Raw genomic sequence first — 16,323 nt, 5'->3', positions numbered from 1 at the left:
CTTCGGCAGGGTTTTCTGTCTTTATTCCCAAGCCTTTCACGTTTACATCGTTTTATTAAATAAAAATATTGATAATGATTATTATTTTCAAATAAGAATCAAAAGAAAGTGTCATCCCACACATTGTTGTTGATAATGATTCTCAATACAATTAGCAACAATTGTTATAGACGTCATAACAACAACTTCACACTTTATTCATTTTGAACTAAAAACGCTGAATAAAGCGTGGCCTCCTGTTGGTTTACATTTAGGGAAATACCATAAATGGCACAGATCAAAAGCCGCAAACACAATCGCTCTGCGCAACTGATGGCTTTAGCCGCCTCTCTTCCACTACTTGCACATGCCGCAAGCCCTGAAGATGACGTCACCCACTTACCCACCATTACGGTTAAATCAGAAGCCGAAAGCAAATACAAGGCAGACCGTTTAAGTTCTGCAAAATATACACAGCCGTTGTTGGATACCCCACAAACAATTTCTGTGATTAAAAAAGAAATGCTACAAGAACAAGGCGCAACGTCCTTAGTTGAAGCCTTACGCAATACACCAGGCATTACTCTACAATTGGGAGAAAATGGCAATACTAGTGCTGGCGATGCCTTTCAAATGCGTGGTTTTTCCACCCAAACCTCGACCTATGTTGATGGTGTCCGAGATTTAGGCGCAATCAGCCGTGATGTATTTAACATTGATCAAATTGAAGTTGTCAAAGGCCCATCGGGTTCAGAAGCGGGTCGTGGTGCAGCATCGGGTTATATCAATTTAGTCAGCAAATTACCGCAAAGTGAAAGCAGTCAGGAAATTTCTGCAACTTACAACACAGCACAACATACAAGACTTTCTGCAGATATTAACCAGGCCATCAATCCAAATACCGCATTTCGTCTAAATGTAATGGGGCAAGAAGGCGGCATAGAAGGACGTGACTATATTGAAAACAATAGTTATGCCATCGCCCCTTCTATTGCCTTTGGATTAAACACTGCCACACGCCTTTATTTATATTCTCAACACATCAGACAACGCAATATTCCAGATGGTGGCATTCCAACTGTGGGCATGCAAGGCTTTTACAATACCGATTCACTGTTAGCCACTGCGCCTAAAGTTAATCGGGAGAATTTTTATGGTCATGTCAATGACTATGAAGATGTCGATGCTGATATGTTCACCGCAAAAATTGAAAGTGATTTAACCGATCAACTCAAACTGACCAATATCACCCGTGTAGCGAAAACCCACATGAATCGGGTTTTAACAGGCATCAATACAGGTGCAAATGGTCTTCGAACCAATGGTTCATCAAACCCTGCCGAATGGGAAGTGAACCGCTCCCGCCAAGGCGTCGATCAAGAAAATAAAATTCTGGCCAATCAAAGCACTTTAAACTGGAGTGTCAAAACGGGGGCAGTACAGCATGATGTTGTTGCAGGCATGGAGTTTTTAAAAGAACAGCAATCTAGCAAACTCATGGCAACCCAGATGCCTGGCGAAGCCACTGCCGATACACCGTGGGCCAATCTTTATCACCCAGACCGCAATCAAGCCATGCCAGCGCTTATTTATAATGGCGGTTATACCGATGGTGAAACCCAAACGGCAGCCGCATATTTATTTGATACTCTAAAATTTGGGGAGCGTTTTCAACTGAATGGTGGCGTACGGGTCGATTATTATGAAACAGATTATCAAGGGCTTACTCTGCCACGTGGGGGAAATGCTTTGGTGGCCACAGATCTGAGCACCCACGATACGCTGTTCAGTTGGAAACTTGGCGCTGTGTATAAGCCTACGTTAAATAGCAGCATTTACGCTGCGTATGCAAAATCACTAACGCCACCCGGCAGCACCAACTTCACGCTGTCTGAATCGGGCAATGACGCAATCAATGCCAAGCCTCAAGAAACCCATCATTATGAAGTAGGCAGCAAATGGGAGTTACTACAAGGCAAGCTGGCTTTGGCTGCTGCAGCGTATCGTACAGAAAATGAAAATCAATCGACTATAGATCCAATTTCTCAGCTTGCTGTACAAGAGGGTAAAAAACGGGTCGATGGCATTGAGTTGAGTGCCGTTGGTCAAATGACCGAAAACTGGAATTTGTCTGCAGGCGTTGCGCACATGAAAGTGAAACAACTCAATCAACGTTCAACGAGTGCCACAACCTTATCGGAACGTTGGTCGCCTGAATGGACTGCAAGTTTATGGTCAACCTACGACTGGGCGGGCTTTAAATTAGGTTTGGGCGCGCGTTATGTCGATGAACAAAAACGTGTTGTGACTGACAGCAACGCACCAGCCAACATGCCAAATATTCCAGGCTATGTCGTGTTTGATGCATTGGCAGGCTACAACTTCAACAAAAATGCCTCGTTAAATTTAAACCTTTATAACCTTGCCGATAAAGAATACATCAGCACGCTAAACAATGGTGGTGGTCGCGTCGTGCTTGGGCAGCCACGCTCGGCAGCAATCAGCTTAAACTACAAGTTCTAAGTTATAGCAAATCTGTAGTAGCCCGCTTAAAACAGGCTACAGATTTAGATTCGAGCGATAGATTATTTTTCATACCATCTATTGCTCGAACTTTGCATGCCGAACAACGCTGTAGAATGTTCAGCAGTTTGAATTCAAACTTTTTCAGGAAGAATCGGTATGATGCTTCACATTCCAGAGGTCCTCAGCAAAATTCAAGTCCAACGAATTCGTGCTGAATTGGACACCGCAGATGCATGGCAAAATGGTCAACTCAGTGCAGGGGCTCAAGCACAGAAAATTAAACAGAATTTACAATTTGACCTGCAGCATCCGAGCTATGTAACTCTGTCACAAGACATCCTCAGTGCACTAAAACAACAGGCTTTATTGCAGTCCTTTGCCTTGCCGCTGCACATTCTGCAACCCATGTTCAATTGTTATCAAAACACAGGAACTTATGGCAATCATGTCGATAATGCCGTGCAATATTGTGCACAAGTACGACGCCCGATTCGCACCGATGTATCCATGTCCCTATTTTTAAGTGAGCCTGAAGAATATCAGGGCGGTGAACTGATCATTGAAGATAGTTACGGTAGCCATGCGGTTAAACTCAATGCAGGCGATGCCATCGTGTACCCTGCTACCAGTTTACATCGGGTCGAACCTGTTACAGCAGGTCAACGAATTGCAGCGTTTACATGGTGTCAAAGTATGGTAAAAGATGACTGGCAACGCAGTATGCTGTTCAATTTAGATATGACTATTTTGCAATTGCGTCAACAACTTGGAGATACAGCAGAAGTATTGGCACTAACCGCACATTATCACAATCTGATTCGTCAATGGAGTCAGTTATGAATACCACGCCATTGGCAGCTTTGAATCACATCCCGCCACATTTACACACCATTGCCGACTATCAAAAACAGGCGCAATTACATTTAGATGCAGCCACTTGGGCCAATTTAGAAGGCGCTGCAGGCGATGAATATAGTCTGAACAACAATTTACGTGCGTTTGCCGATATTCAATTATTGCCCCGTCATTTAAATACTTTTGCAGGGGCAAATACGCAAATTCAGCTCTTGGGCGAACAGTATCCACACCCAATTTTTTTAGCACCCGTGGCTTACCAACAACTGTTTCATCCACAGGGGGAAATTGCTACAGCGCAAGCGGCAGCCGCCCTACAAGCCCCCATGATTCTCAGTCATTTAAGTACCACTTCAATGAGCACACTGAATCAGGTTTCGGGCGCGGCAAAATGGTTTCAACTGTATTGGCAAGGCAGTCGTAAAGCTGCTTTGGATTTGATTTTTCAAGCGCAACATTATGCCTATCAAGCCATTGTTCTGACTGTAGATGCACCGCACATGGGTATTCGAGATCGTGAACGTCGTGCTTACTTTCAGTTACCCGCACATATTCAGGCAGTGCATCATCATCTTGTGAGTACAGCAACCCTCAAAGACAATCAGCATGCTCTATTTGATGGCTTAATGCAGCAAGCCGCCACATGGGAAGATATTGCTTGGCTGGTACAACGCAGCCCGCTCCCTATTTTACTCAAAGGTATTTTACACCCTGCCGATGCACAACAGGCGTATCAATACGGCGTACAAGGGATTATTGTGTCTAATCACGGTGGTCGAGTTTTAGATACCGCAGTCAGTCCAATTCAAGTTTTAAGTACTATCCGAAAAATTTTACCGCACGATTTCCCTATTCTATTGGACAGTGGTATCCGCCGTGGCACAGATATTTTTAAAGCACTGGCCTTGGGAGCAAATGCAGTTTTGGTCGGTCGTCCATATATTTATGGCTTGGCAGTTGCAGGCGCGCTAGGGGCAGCGCATACTATCAAGTTGTTAAAAGAAGAATTTGAAGTCACAATGGCACTTATGGGAACAAACTGCATCGAACTAATCAACAGCAGTTATATTTATCACCAAAACAGCCAATAGCCGAAAAATATTTCACAGCACATGCCGTATATGTAAAAAACAGGGAATTATTACCCTTGCAGATCAATTAAGATACAGATATTGGTTTACAAGTGCCATGATTCTACTTTTAGCGATAGCCTCCTGAAAACAGCTTGTAAATTGATAGAATAGACACAATCTATATTTATAGTAAGTTGCCGTTATCCACGCGATGCAACCGCTACTATTCAAGGAGTTTTCACATGATGTTGGCAGATCCAAGCAAAAAATACCGTCGTATGTACCAGCGTGTCGATTTACCAGACCGCCAATGGCCAAATAACGAAATTACCAAAGCGCCAATTTGGATGAGTACCGACCTACGTGACGGTAACCAAGCGATCTTTGAGCCAATGAACATCGAACAAAAATTCAAAATGTTCCAAATGCTTGTGAAAATTGGTTTTAAACACATCGAAATTGGTTTCCCATCGGCATCTCAAGTTGACTTCGATTTCACGCGTAAATTGATTGAAGAAGGTCATATTCCAGATGACGTGTATATTGAAGTCTTGGTACAAGCGCGTGACCATTTAATCGCACGTACTTTTGAATCTTTACAAGGTGCTAAACGTGCGATTGTGCATATTTATAATGCCAACTCGCCAACCTTCCGCAACAAAGTCTTGAATGTTGATGTTGCGGGTGCCAAACAATTGGCGATCAATGCAGCTAGCAAAGTAAAAGAATACGCAGCGAAGCAACCTGAAACAGAATGGGTATTCCAGTACAGCCCAGAATGTTTTACTGCAACTGAGTTGGAAGTGGCTAAAGATGTTTGTGATGCCGTGACTGAAATTTGGGAAGCATCGCCAACCAATAAAGTGATTTTAAACTTGCCTGCAACGGTAGAAGTGTCTACACCAAACGTGTATGCCGACCAAGTGGAATGGATGCACCGCAACATTGCGCGTCGTGATGGCGTGATCATTTCAGTACACTGTCACAATGACCGTGGTTGTGGTATTGCCGCTTCTGAATTGGCCATCATGGCGGGTGCAGACCGTGTAGAAGGTTGTGTATTTGGTAACGGTGAGCGCACAGGTAACGTAGACGTTGCTGCGATTGCGTTGAACATGTACACCCAAGGTGTTGCACCAGAGTTGGATTTCTCAAACATCAACGAAATTATTGCAACAGTTGAAGAATGCACAGGCTTGCCAGTACACCCTCGTCATCCGTACGCAGGTGACTTAGTCTTTACTGCATTCTCTGGTTCACACCAAGACGCAATTAAGAAAGGTTTTGAGTTCCAGAAAAATGAAGAAATTTGGGATATGCCTTACTTGCCAATTGACCCGAAAGATTTAGGTCGTGACTATGACGCAGTGATTCGTGTCAACTCACAATCGGGTAAAGGCGGTATTGCTTACTTGTTAGAATCGAACTACAACGTGACTTTGCCGCGTCGTTTACAAATCGAATTCTCGCAAATTGTGCAACAACGTACCGATGAACAAGGTACAGAAATTAGCGCAAGCGAAATTTGGAACTTGTTTAAAGAAACTTACGTTGCGGTAAAAGATGCACAATATGCAACACAAAACTACAAATTGTCTGATGAAAATGGCAATCAGGTCATTGAACTAGATGTTGTAGTAAATGGTGAAACGCAGCACTTACGTGGCGAAGGCAATGGCCCAATTTCAGCGATTTTAAACGCATTGCAATTGCCAATTGATGTCTTGAACTACGAAGAGCGCAGCATTAGCTCGGGTGCACATGCAAAAGCGTTGGCTTTAATTGAATTGCAAGTGAAAGGCACAGGTAAATCTGCATTTGGTGCAGGGGTTCATGACAACATTGTGACTTCATCAATTGATGCGATCATTGCTTGTACAAATCGCTTGATTGAGCAAGGTGTATTAAGCACGGATCAAGTGGTTGCTGCCGCAGTTTAAAGCGCTGCAAACGCATAAAAGCATTTTGAAAAGGATACCCCAAGTGGTATCCTTTTGTTTATTCATCCTCAGGATTTAAGGCGAATTATTCCCGTGTCTTTTCCAGCTGACTCAGTAGGCATTGTTGTTCCAGAAAAGTTCCAATTTGAAGAACCCCTAGAGCTCGAATGTGGCCGTGTTCTACCCCGCTTCGAACTGATGGTCGAAACCTACGGCACGCTCAATGCCGATAAATCCAATGCGATTCTGATCTGTCATGCACTATCAGGGCATCACCATGCTGCGGGTTATCATCATGCCGATGATAAAAAAGCAGGTTGGTGGGATGCCTGTATTGGCCCTGGAAAAGCCATTGATACCAGTCGTTTCTTTGTGGTGGCGCTAAACAATATTGGCGGCTGTAACGGTTCTACTGGCCCCACATCGCCTAACCCTGAAAATGACAACCGTCCTTATGGCCCAGACTTCCCGTTAGTTACGGTGCGAGATTGGGTAAAAACCCAAGCCATGCTGTCTGATCGTTTAGGCATTGAGGTCTGGTATTCGATTATTGGCGGCTCTTTGGGTGGTATGCAGGCCTTGCAGTGGTCGGTAGATTATCCTGACCGTCTGAAAAAATGCGTGATTATTGCCAGTGCACCAAAACTGTCTGCACAAAATATTGCCTTTAACGAAGTCGCACGTCAGTCCATTTTATCTGACCCAGATTTTCATCATGGGCGTTATTTGGAACATGACAGCTATCCAAAACGTGGATTGATTTTGGCACGCATGGTCGGACATATCACCTATTTGTCTGAAGAGGCCATGAAACAGAAATTTGGTCGTGACTTAAAATCAGGCAAATTTATGTATGGTTTTGATGTCGAATTTCAGGTCGAAAGCTATTTACGCTATCAAGGCGAGCAATTTAGCCGTAACTTCGATGCCAATACTTATTTAATTATGACCAAGGCACTCGATTATTTTGATCCTGCACGTGAATACGAGCAATCCTTACAAAAAGCCATGGCGAATACAAAATGCAAGTTTTTAGTGGTGTCATTTACCACCGACTGGCGCTTTAGCCCTGAGCGTTCGCAGGAAATTGTGGATGCGCTAATTAGCAATCATAAACCTGTCAGCTATTTAGATATTGATGCCGAACAAGGACACGACTCGTTCTTGTTCCCAATTCCACTGTACGTGAAAGCCATGCGTGCATTCTTGGGCGGAACAGAACATCTTCAAGCAACCCCACAGGAGGCCGTGTAATGCGTCTTGATCAGCAACTTGCCGAAAAGTGGATTAAACCCAATTCTAAAGTACTCGATTTGGGTTGTGGCGATGGTGAACTGTTGGCACACATGAGCAAACAGCATAATATTCGTGCATACGGATTAGAAATTGATCAAGAAAAGATTGCAATTGCGATCAGTCGCGGGTTAAATATCATCCAACAAGACTTGAATTTGGGGCTTAGCCGTTTTGCAGACCAGTCTTTTGACTATGTGGTCATGGCACAAGCCTTGCAAGCAGTAGATGCACCTGACGTATTATTAAGAGATATGGTACGTGTGGGTAAACAGGCAATTATTACCTTTCCGAACTTTGCGCATTGGAAGACTCGCTCTTTTCTTGCCTTAAAAGGGAAAATGCCTGTTTCAGATGCATTACCTTATATGTGGTACAACACCCCAAATATTCATTTGTGTACGTTTCGTGATTTTGAGGCACTTTGTGCCGAAAATAATATTCGCATCATTAACCGACTTGCCGTGAATGGGAATCAACAAGATAGTTTACTCAGTAAGCATCTGCCTAATTTGTTTGGTGAAGTCGCAATTTATCGAGTGAGCGCTCTATGAAAAAACTATTATTAAGCACCACGCTATTGGTTGGACTGTTGAGCATTCAAGCCCATGCAGATTATGTTTCACCATCATCTTCTGTAGCGAGCCAAGCGGCTCAATATTCAACCATGGATATTAATGGCTTGATTAAAGCAGCCAAAGCAGGTCAGGCAGGCGCACAATTTTACTTAGCGACAAAATATCAACAAGGTAAAGACGTTCAACAAGACAGCCGTCAAGCGTTTGCTTGGTACAAAGCTGCGGCAGATCAAGGTTTATCGGCTGCGCAATTAAATGTAGGTCGTATGTTGGCAGATGGTATTGGCACGAAAAAAGACGAAGTCTTAGCACGTCAATATTTTGAAAAGGCGGCTAGCCGTGGTGATAACCGTGCCAGCTTTAACCTTGCCATGATGGAAGAACAAAAGAAAAACTATATGGGTGCGTATCAGTGGTATGAGTTATCTACCCGTGATGGCATGCTCGACAATAAAGTAATTTCTTTGTCTGAAGGTAAGAAAACCGCTTTGGCAGCTAACTTAACTCAAGAACAAATTCGTCAAGCACGTGACCGCGCAGACCAATGGATTCAAGCGCAATAAATTTAACTACGTTTGAAGTGATCTCAAAGCACCTTCGGGTGCTTTTTGTTTTATCCGAAATAAACTGCCTGCATGGCCTGTAGCAGTTCAGGACTGAATTCTTCTACTGCAGCAGAACCTAATGCCGCATCTATACCACAATGCGGACAAATTGCGGTTTGCTCATCATCACACCAATCTTCAATTTCGCTATAAGCAAAAGTTTCCAGACAGTAAAAACAGCCACAACGCTCACTTTGCTGCAGTAATGCGCGGTGCTGACTCGAATAACGGTAAATCTCTGATATTTTGCTCATCATGATTCCCCTACTTTTTGAAACCTAAATATTATTAGCATGTATGAAAACAAATCTGTGCAAGATTAAACTTTTAAGTCTGCAAAATCCGTTAAAATATCCAATATTATTTTGAATTAAGATCTGAATTATGGCTGTAACTGATTGGCGCGCTCAAGGTACTTTGGTTTTAGCAAGCAATAACAAGGGAAAAATTGCAGAATTTGAAACCCTGTTTGCGCAATTAGACTTGCCTGTGCAAGTGATTCCGCAAGGTCAACTAAATATTGAAGATGCTGTTGAAGATGGTTTGAGCTTTGTTGAAAATGCCATTTTAAAAGCACGCCATGCCGCAAAAATTTCAGGAAAGCCTGCCATTGCAGATGACTCTGGTTTATGTGTGCCTATTTTAGGCGGCGCACCGGGGATTTATTCTGCACGTTTTGCAGGCGAACATGGCAATGATGCAGCCAACAATGAAAAACTTTTGAATAAACTCAAACCACTACGTCAAGACGGCGCAGCAATTGAAGGTATGTTTGTTTGTGTTTTGGCTTTGGTTGAACATGCCGATGATCCATTACCACAAATTTTCCAAGGTATTTGGAAAGGCGAGATTTTAGCAGAAGCTCGTGGTGAAAATGGTTTTGGCTATGACCCGCTCTTTTGGTTGCCTGAATTGGGAGTGTCGAGCGCAGAAATGTCGAAAGCAGAAAAGAATAAAATCAGTCACCGTGGTCAGGCGATGCAACTGTTTAAAGCAAGTTTACAAGCTTAGATTTAACAGATGTGATTGATCTTACAGCCCGTTTTCAAACACGGGCTGTTTTATTTTCAAGCTTTACAAATCAGGTCAAACATCCCTTGTCGTCAAATCGCAACACATTCGTCACCGCATTGTCATACAGACCTGTTGAGATAGGCTCAACTATTGAGAGGTCTAAATCATGGCAGGATTATCTATTTGGCACGTGCTGATTTTTGCAATTGTGGTCATTTTATTATTTGGTACATCTAAGCTTAAAAACTTAGGTAAAGATGTAGGTGGCGCGGTCAAAGATTTTAAAAAATCAATAAAAGATGATGAGGCAGAAGCGGCGCAACTGAAAGAACCTCGTACGATTGAACATCAAGCCAATAGCAGTGATGTAAATTCGACTGTAAAGCATTAAGGCTGAGGGTTTGAGATTATGCTCAATATTGGAATGACGGAACTGCTGATTTTCGGCATCATTGCATTATTGGTGCTGGGTCCTGAAAAACTCCCTGAAGCAGCGCGTTTTGTCGGCAAGTGGTACGCTAAAATTAAACGTATGGTCAGTAATGTTCAAAATGACATTGACCGCGAATTGCGTTTATCTGAATTACGCGAGCAAATGCAGCAAGAAATGGCGCGTATTCAGGAACTTGAAGCAAAGATGCAAGCACAAATGCATGAAATGCAGCAAGAAAAAATATTTGAAGATACAACTGCAAAAAGCACACATTCCCCGCATGCCGTATCAAAAAATACCTTACAACAGCATCATTACACCTTGGTTTTAAATACTGAAAAAACCTCTGCGGTGTTACTCCCTAAAACTAAAATGACATCACATTCAAATTTATCTGCGCTACAACATACTACAGCGCCCTATACTGAAATGAAGGTTGCAGTATGAGCCAATCAAACGCTTCTGAGCTTTCACATTTGCCTGTGAAGGCAGAGCAAGTCGCATTAGAAGAAATGCCAATTATCAAGCACTTGATGGTGCTGCGTAATCATCTTTTTAAAATTGTAGGGCTTATTCTTGCCTTATTCTTCTGTTTATTGCCCTTTGCCAATAAAACTTATCAAGTATTGTCGGAACCATTACGTGCACAGTTGCCACATACATCAACCATGATTGCGACTGATGTTACCGCAACCTTTATGGCGCCGTTTAAACTAAACTTTTTTGTCGCGCTGTTCATTGCGATGCCATTTATTTTGTATCAGATTTGGGCATTCGTAAAACCAGCGTTATATGAAAAAGAAAAAAGTTTGGCGCTGCCTTTGCTGATCGGCAGTATTTGCTTGTTCTATATCGGAATTAGCTTTGCTTACTTTGTCGCCTTGCCATCCATTCTGCACTTTTTCATTAGCGTTTCCCCTGAAACAGTCGCCCCGATGACCGACATTAATAGCTATCTTACGTTTTGTTTGAAGCTGTTTTTGGTTTTTGGTTTTACCTTTGAGATTCCAATTGTCACACTTTTGCTGATTATGATTGGTGTCGTGTCTACGCAAACTTTGGTTGAAAAACGTCGCTTTATTATTGTTGGCTGTTTTTTTGTGGCCATGTTTGTCACACCGCCAGACGCTTTATCGATGATCATGCTTGCCATTCCGATGTGGATGCTGTTTGAAATTGGTTTGTTTTTTGGCAAATTAATTGAGAAGCGCCGAGTCAGTCACAGCTAATCTAAAATATTGAATTTTAAAAAGAAGCACATGGTTGCTTCTTTTTTTGTGCGTGTAGATCACAACTGAACGGATTTAATCAGTTTGACACATAAGCTTAACCCGCATGTCATGTTTAGCCACTAATTTACATATAACTTTCAAACGACTAAGCAATTTGCTAGGAAAAAAAATGACTGATTTTATGCCTTACAATGAAGATCAAGAGTTAGATAATAACACTTCAGACAATACGCACTTTCGTGACATTCTAGAACAACGCATGAGCCGTCGCAGTTTAATTAAAAAAACTGCAAGCGGTGCAGCAGCTTTAGCTTTAGCTTCTTCTTTATCTGCATGTAGTGATGATGATGAAGATACAAATGTAACACCACCAACAAGTAAAGAAGAACCCAATACCAAGCCTGAAACATTAACATTTAAAGCTGTAGATAAAAATTTAAATGATATTGTTACTGTTCCTGAAGGTTACCAAGCAACTGTATTATATGCTTTAGGTGACTCAATCAATCCTTCTTATAGCAATTGGAATGCAGATGCAGATGTTCCATCTGGCCCAAGTTTCCAATTCCGCTCTGGTGACTGTCACGATGGCATGAGCTATTTTGGCTTAAGTACTAAAACTGGTCGTTATGATGAAAATGCATCAGATCATGGCTTATTGGTTTTGAACCACGAATATATCAACCAAACCTTCTTACATCCAAAAGGCGCAACTAAAAAGGATGGACGTCGCCCAGAAGATGAAGTGATTCGTGAAGTAAATGCACACGGTGTTTCAGTCGTTCATATTAAGAAAAATGCTGAAACTCAAGCTGTAGAGATTGTGAAGTCATCACCATTTAACCGTCGTATTACAGCTTCGACTGTCATGGATTTTGCAGGGCCTGTAGCTGGTTCTCCATTACTGCACACAGCATTCTCTCCCGCTGGTCGTCAAACTCGAGGCACACAAAATAACTGTGGTAATGGTTATACACCATGGGGCACTTATTTAACTGCTGAAGAAAATTTTATTGGTTATTTCCAACGCTCAGGTACAGACCAATACTCAGCCCGTAGTGAAGCTGAAAAAATAGCACTTAAACGCTATGGCTTAGGCTTAGAGATCTCTTATCAAACTGAAAAAAATGCAGACGGTAGTGTTAAACGTGATGCGAAAAACAACATCATTTATATTTTAGATGCTGATGGTAAAAAAATTCCAGAACGCGATGAGCAAGATCGCATCGTGTATTTGAATAAATCTTCACGCTATGGTTGGGAAACAGCAGAAGCTGGTTTTGAATCTCAAGACATGTATGATCGTTGGGCTGCTAACGTAACCAAAGAGTCTGCAACTCAAGACTATCGTAATGCGCCAAATACATTTGGCTGGATTGTAGAAATTGATCCATTCGATAGCCGCTCAAACCCAGTAAAACGTACTGCATTAGGTCGTTTTGCTCACGAAGACTGTCGCGCCAGCCGCGCAATTGAAGGGCAAAAATTTGCATTCTATATGGGCGATGACTCGCGCGGTGAGTACATCTACAAATTTGTATCAGATGCAACATGGGATCCTAAAGATGTGAATGGTGGCTATCGAGCTGGCGACAAATATATGAATTCAGGGAAATTCTATGTCGCTAAATTTAATGCATCAGGCACAGGAGAGTGGATTGAACTGGCTTATGGTAAAAATGGCTTAACCGAAACAAACGCTATTTACCCATTTAGCTCACAAGCGGATGTCCTTACTTTTGCTCGTCTTGCAGCAGATGCTGTAGGAGCTACAAAAATGGATCGTCCAGAATGGGTTGCTGTAAACCCTGAAAATGGTGAAGTGTACGTGACTTTAACCAATAACTCGAACCGTGGTTCAAGCTATGCAACAGATCCTGCAAACCCACGTAACTACACCGATCCTGAAGGTGGTAAAGGTAACGTCAATGGTCATATTATCCGCTTTAAAGAAGAGAATACTGCAGCAACATCATTTGAATGGGATATCTATCTATTTGGTGCTGAAGCAAGTATGGATCCGACAATTAACCTTTCTAATTTAAGCGATGCAAACGACTTCTCAAGTCCAGATGGTATGTGGTTTGACCCACGTGGTGTTCTTTGGATTCAAACAGATGATGGCGCATATACAGATGTTACAAACTGTATGATGTTAGCAGCACTACCTGGTCAAGTTGGTGATGGCGGTGTTGTAAAAACTGTTGGTGATCAAAGTACAATTGCTGGTGCTCAAGTCACCGATAAAAACTTACGTCGCTTCCTTGTTGGGCCAAAAGAATGTGAAATTACAGGTGTAACCATGACACCTGACTACAAAGCAATCTTTATTAACGTTCAGCACCCAGGTGAAGATTCAAAGAGTTTTGATGCGCCAAGCAGCCATTGGCCTGCAACACAAACTGACATGAACAATAAAACTGCACGTCCTCGTTCAGCAACGGTTGTCATCACCCGTAAAGACGGCAAAGCAATTGCTGGATAACATCCATAAATTAAATATGCCGACATCACGTCGGCATTTTTTATGCCTCAATGTTCAACTGTTGCTGCACAATATCTCCCTTTTGCTCACCATATTGTGTTTTTTCCAGCCATGTAAATTGCTGCGCCTGCATACGTAAAAAATTGGAACAACGTGTACCGTAAAGTGGACTTTGAATAAAAGTCGATGACAACAACGCTTCCATCTCCAATGAAATCCCTGTTTGCGGTAACAATTCAGATGCAACTTTGCGTTCATCTTGCAAAATATCCCACGCCGCAGCATTTAGCTCTGCCGTTGCAAGATCAGGCAATTGCAGCATCGGTAAAAACTCCTGCGTAAAGCGTTTGCGTAAGCGTGCAGTTTTCTCCCAAGGGTCACTCATCAATCCATTCGACACCACATAAACGCCTTTAGCTAAAACCTGCGGCGCTTCTCCACGGTTACTCATGTACACCGCTTGAGTGGTGTCACCCACAAATAAATTAAAACCTGCATATTCACATTGCTGTTTTTCTAAGGCTTGCGCAAAACGGATAGGCGTTTGCTCAGATTCTAAAAAAGCCTGAATAATATGCCCACGTGAAGTTGGATATTCACGAACATCATTCGCATCACGATAATTGGTAATCACAGCCCAGCGTCCCGATGGGGTAATGCCCATCCACGTACCGCCCGATTCTAAATCTTGCCCTGCAACAATTGGACTATCAGACCATGCTGCCAGTGCTGCTGTCGGACGCCGATAGAACTCATCTCGATTTGAAATCAAACACAGTGGTGTGTCTGTCAAGACCTGCCAAGCCAATGCCACAATACACATAATTTAAACTCTTGATCTTTACACATTGAATGTACAACATTTTTCATCACATTCAGCTAAAATCTGTGCAAAACAGAATCACAAGGAACAGGAATGCTCACCTATCCAAATATTGACCCCGTTGCTATTTCGCTCGGGCCTTTACAAGTCCATTGGTATGGCTTGATGTATTTACTGGCATTTTTATTTGCATGGGGTTTGGCAACTTACCGTGCCAAACAACGTGGCTGGACACCAGACATGGTTTCCGACCTGATCTTTTACGGCGCTTTGGGCGTGGTGATTGGTGGACGTGTCGGTTATGTGTTTTTCTACGGCTTTGAACAATTTTTGGAAAATCCACTGTGGTTATTCCAAGTCTGGACAGGCGGCATGAGTTTCCATGGCGGCTTTCTGGGCGTGATTTTAGCCATGCTGTTCTGGTGTAAAAAATACAAAATGACGTGGTTTCAAACTTTGGATTTTATTGCCCCATGTGTACCTACAGGTCTAATGTTTGGTCGTATTGGTAACTTTATTGGTGGTGAATTATATGGTCGCCCTGTGACCGATCCGAATTTTGCTTTGGGGATGATTTTCCCGACCGATCCTTTACAATTGGTACGTCATCCATCGCAATTGTATCAAGCCTTATGTGAAGGTCTAATCCTGTTTATTGTACTGTGGTGGTTTAGTTCAAAGCCACGTCCACGCATGGCAGTGTCTGCCCTATTCCTGATTGGTTATGGTTTGGCGCGCTTTGTTGTCGAATTTTTCCGCGAACCCGATCATGGTCAGCTCTTTATTGCATGGATGAGTAAGGGACAATTCCTGAGCTTACCAATGATTTTGGTCGGTTTCTGGATGATGTGGTATGCCTATCAAAAGAAAATTTATGATTGGGGGCCGCAAAAAAACAGCTAAGCTACTACCCATTTAAATGCAGGTTTCATCCATTCAGGCGAAGTCAATCTTCGCCTTTTTTATGCTACAGTGCTATCTATTACTTACACTTTTCAGACATCAATATCTCACATGCTTGAATTTTGGTTTAACCCACAGGTTGCGGTCACAAAGAAAATTGCCCTGCTGATGGTGATCGCGCTGGTCACTGCAGCGGTATACTTCTTAGAACCCTTAAAGCTCGATGCGATTTTAATGTTTCTGGCCACAGGTATTGTTTTTTTAATTTGTCGTTACTGCAAAATTCATTTTACTGCACAACATCCCACAGGTTGGTTGGCACGACTATTGACTTGGATTCCACTGGCGTTGTTACTCGCAATAATTTTCATGCAGATTCAACACGGTGAAATTTTACTGTCGGGCGCTCAAGGCATTGGCTTTACCGCTTTGGCTATTTGCCTGTTTTCGCCGTTGGCTTTACTGCATCAACATCACGCTTCCGACACACAATAAAGTCACAACTTTAAAAACTCTGCTATTATTCTTTCTGATTTACTGGGCATCGAATTGCCCAAACAAAAAATATTTCTTTTGCTTGACCA

The 16,323-nt window shown here is 42.6% G+C and carries 16 protein-coding genes; 14 read left to right on the top strand and 2 right to left on the bottom strand.

Annotated features, from left to right (window positions below; genetic code table 11):
* Positions 1 to 267 precede the first annotated feature (267 nt).
* The 7 genes from FTU35_RS05355 to FTU35_RS05325 all read left to right on the top strand — a co-directional run bounded on the left by FTU35_RS05355 (position 268) and on the right by FTU35_RS05325 (position 8,807).
* Positions 268 to 2,502 carry a catecholate siderophore receptor Fiu gene (locus FTU35_RS05355; protein ID WP_180064564.1) on the top strand — a complete coding sequence of 745 codons (2,235 nt, stop codon included), beginning with the start codon at positions 268 to 270 and terminating at the stop codon, positions 2,500 to 2,502.
* A 159-nt stretch (positions 2,503 to 2,661) separates the two neighbouring features.
* The gene (locus tag FTU35_RS05350; protein ID WP_180064563.1) at positions 2,662 to 3,345 is read left to right on the top strand and encodes a Fe2+-dependent dioxygenase; all 684 of its coding nucleotides are present in this window, start codon (positions 2,662 to 2,664) and stop codon (positions 3,343 to 3,345) included.
* Positions 3,342 to 4,451, top strand: coding sequence for an alpha-hydroxy acid oxidase (locus FTU35_RS05345; RefSeq protein ID WP_180064562.1), 1,110 nt, complete (start codon positions 3,342 to 3,344; stop codon positions 4,449 to 4,451). The genes FTU35_RS05350 and FTU35_RS05345 overlap by 4 nt, the downstream gene beginning before the upstream one ends.
* Before the next feature lie 224 nt (positions 4,452 to 4,675).
* Positions 4,676 to 6,373, top strand: coding sequence for a 2-isopropylmalate synthase (gene leuA / locus FTU35_RS05340; RefSeq protein ID WP_180064561.1), 1,698 nt, complete (start codon positions 4,676 to 4,678; stop codon positions 6,371 to 6,373).
* Between the two features lie 93 nt (positions 6,374 to 6,466).
* Positions 6,467 to 7,627 carry a homoserine O-acetyltransferase gene (locus FTU35_RS05335; RefSeq protein ID WP_004974835.1) on the top strand — a complete coding sequence of 387 codons (1,161 nt, stop codon included), beginning with the start codon at positions 6,467 to 6,469 and terminating at the stop codon, positions 7,625 to 7,627.
* The gene (gene metW, locus FTU35_RS05330; protein WP_004974832.1) at positions 7,627 to 8,220 is read left to right on the top strand and encodes a methionine biosynthesis protein MetW; all 594 of its coding nucleotides are present in this window, start codon (positions 7,627 to 7,629) and stop codon (positions 8,218 to 8,220) included. The genes FTU35_RS05335 and metW overlap by 1 nt, the downstream gene beginning before the upstream one ends.
* Complete coding sequence (locus FTU35_RS05325; RefSeq protein ID WP_070153255.1) at positions 8,217 to 8,807, top strand: tetratricopeptide repeat protein; 591 nt, start codon at positions 8,217 to 8,219, stop codon at positions 8,805 to 8,807. The genes metW and FTU35_RS05325 overlap by 4 nt, the downstream gene beginning before the upstream one ends.
* Positions 8,808 to 8,857: 50 nt before the next feature.
* Here FTU35_RS05325 and FTU35_RS05320 read toward each other — a convergent pair whose 3' ends face one another.
* Complete coding sequence (locus tag FTU35_RS05320) at positions 8,858 to 9,103, bottom strand: cytoplasmic protein (protein ID WP_257224300.1); 246 nt, start codon at positions 9,101 to 9,103, stop codon at positions 8,858 to 8,860.
* Positions 9,104 to 9,233: 130 nt separating this feature from the next.
* Between FTU35_RS05320 and rdgB the strand changes: the two genes are divergently transcribed.
* The 5 genes from rdgB to FTU35_RS05295 all read left to right on the top strand — a co-directional run bounded on the left by rdgB (position 9,234) and on the right by FTU35_RS05295 (position 14,013).
* Positions 9,234 to 9,860, top strand: a complete 627-nt coding sequence (gene rdgB, locus FTU35_RS05315) for an RdgB/HAM1 family non-canonical purine NTP pyrophosphatase (protein ID WP_154320316.1) — start codon at positions 9,234 to 9,236, stop codon at positions 9,858 to 9,860.
* Positions 9,861 to 10,029: 169 nt separating this feature from the next.
* Entirely contained in the window at positions 10,030 to 10,254 is a 225-nt protein-coding gene (gene tatA, locus FTU35_RS05310) for a Sec-independent protein translocase subunit TatA (RefSeq protein WP_004974820.1), read from the top strand.
* An 18-nt stretch (positions 10,255 to 10,272) separates the two neighbouring features.
* Positions 10,273 to 10,743, top strand: a complete 471-nt coding sequence (gene tatB / locus FTU35_RS05305; RefSeq protein ID WP_019836836.1) for a Sec-independent protein translocase protein TatB — start codon at positions 10,273 to 10,275, stop codon at positions 10,741 to 10,743.
* Positions 10,740 to 11,525, top strand: a complete 786-nt coding sequence (gene tatC, locus FTU35_RS05300; RefSeq protein WP_180064559.1) for a twin-arginine translocase subunit TatC — start codon at positions 10,740 to 10,742, stop codon at positions 11,523 to 11,525. Before tatB ends, tatC begins: the two co-directional genes overlap by 4 nt.
* A gap of 172 nt (positions 11,526 to 11,697) precedes the next feature.
* A complete protein-coding gene (locus FTU35_RS05295; protein WP_131260576.1) occupies positions 11,698 to 14,013 on the top strand; it encodes a PhoX family phosphatase in 2,316 nt (771 codons plus the stop codon).
* A gap of 40 nt (positions 14,014 to 14,053) precedes the next feature.
* Here the strand turns inward: FTU35_RS05295 and FTU35_RS05290 are convergent, their stop codons facing one another.
* Complete coding sequence (locus FTU35_RS05290) at positions 14,054 to 14,836, bottom strand: NRDE family protein (protein WP_004974805.1); 783 nt, start codon at positions 14,834 to 14,836, stop codon at positions 14,054 to 14,056.
* 93 nt (positions 14,837 to 14,929) lie between these two features.
* On the opposite strand from FTU35_RS05290, the gene lgt reads away from it, so the two are divergent.
* Positions 14,930 to 15,739 (top strand): prolipoprotein diacylglyceryl transferase, encoded by an 810-nt coding sequence (gene lgt, locus FTU35_RS05285; protein ID WP_096901379.1) that lies wholly within the window; start codon positions 14,930 to 14,932, stop codon positions 15,737 to 15,739.
* A 111-nt stretch (positions 15,740 to 15,850) separates the two neighbouring features.
* A complete protein-coding gene (locus FTU35_RS05280; protein ID WP_004974797.1) occupies positions 15,851 to 16,234 on the top strand; it encodes an AzlD domain-containing protein in 384 nt (127 codons plus the stop codon).
* Positions 16,235 to 16,323: the final 89 nt, after the last annotated feature.

Origin of the sequence: Acinetobacter sp. YH12095 (genome assembly GCF_013419245.1) — a bacterium.
Taxonomy (GTDB): Bacteria; Pseudomonadota; Gammaproteobacteria; order Pseudomonadales; family Moraxellaceae; genus Acinetobacter; species Acinetobacter towneri.
Note: the sequence above shows the minus strand (reverse complement) of the source record. Positions and strands in the feature narration are given on the sequence as shown.

What these genes read in the sequence shown, in the direction of transcription:
- FTU35_RS05325 (WP_070153255.1), top strand. Translation starts at nt 8,217, where the DNA reads ATGAAAAAACTATTATTAAGCACCACGCTATTGGTTGGACTGTTGAGC.
- rdgB (WP_154320316.1), top strand. Translation starts at nt 9,234, where the DNA reads ATGGCTGTAACTGATTGGCGCGCTCAAGGTACTTTGGTTTTAGCAAGC.
- lgt (WP_096901379.1), top strand. Translation starts at nt 14,930, where the DNA reads ATGCTCACCTATCCAAATATTGACCCCGTTGCTATTTCGCTCGGGCCT.
- FTU35_RS05320 (WP_257224300.1), bottom strand. Translation starts at nt 9,103, where the DNA reads ATGAGCAAAATATCAGAGATTTACCGTTATTCGAGTCAGCACCGCGCA.
- FTU35_RS05280 (WP_004974797.1), top strand. Translation starts at nt 15,851, where the DNA reads ATGCTTGAATTTTGGTTTAACCCACAGGTTGCGGTCACAAAGAAAATT.
- FTU35_RS05350 (WP_180064563.1), top strand. Translation starts at nt 2,662, where the DNA reads ATGATGCTTCACATTCCAGAGGTCCTCAGCAAAATTCAAGTCCAACGA.
- FTU35_RS05345 (WP_180064562.1), top strand. Translation starts at nt 3,342, where the DNA reads ATGAATACCACGCCATTGGCAGCTTTGAATCACATCCCGCCACATTTA.
- FTU35_RS05295 (WP_131260576.1), top strand. Translation starts at nt 11,698, where the DNA reads ATGACTGATTTTATGCCTTACAATGAAGATCAAGAGTTAGATAATAAC.
- tatC (WP_180064559.1), top strand. Translation starts at nt 10,740, where the DNA reads ATGAGCCAATCAAACGCTTCTGAGCTTTCACATTTGCCTGTGAAGGCA.
- tatA (WP_004974820.1), top strand. Translation starts at nt 10,030, where the DNA reads ATGGCAGGATTATCTATTTGGCACGTGCTGATTTTTGCAATTGTGGTC.
- leuA (WP_180064561.1), top strand. Translation starts at nt 4,676, where the DNA reads ATGATGTTGGCAGATCCAAGCAAAAAATACCGTCGTATGTACCAGCGT.
- FTU35_RS05355 (WP_180064564.1), top strand. Translation starts at nt 268, where the DNA reads ATGGCACAGATCAAAAGCCGCAAACACAATCGCTCTGCGCAACTGATG.
- metW (WP_004974832.1), top strand. Translation starts at nt 7,627, where the DNA reads ATGCGTCTTGATCAGCAACTTGCCGAAAAGTGGATTAAACCCAATTCT.
- tatB (WP_019836836.1), top strand. Translation starts at nt 10,273, where the DNA reads ATGCTCAATATTGGAATGACGGAACTGCTGATTTTCGGCATCATTGCA.
- FTU35_RS05290 (WP_004974805.1), bottom strand. Translation starts at nt 14,836, where the DNA reads ATGTGTATTGTGGCATTGGCTTGGCAGGTCTTGACAGACACACCACTG.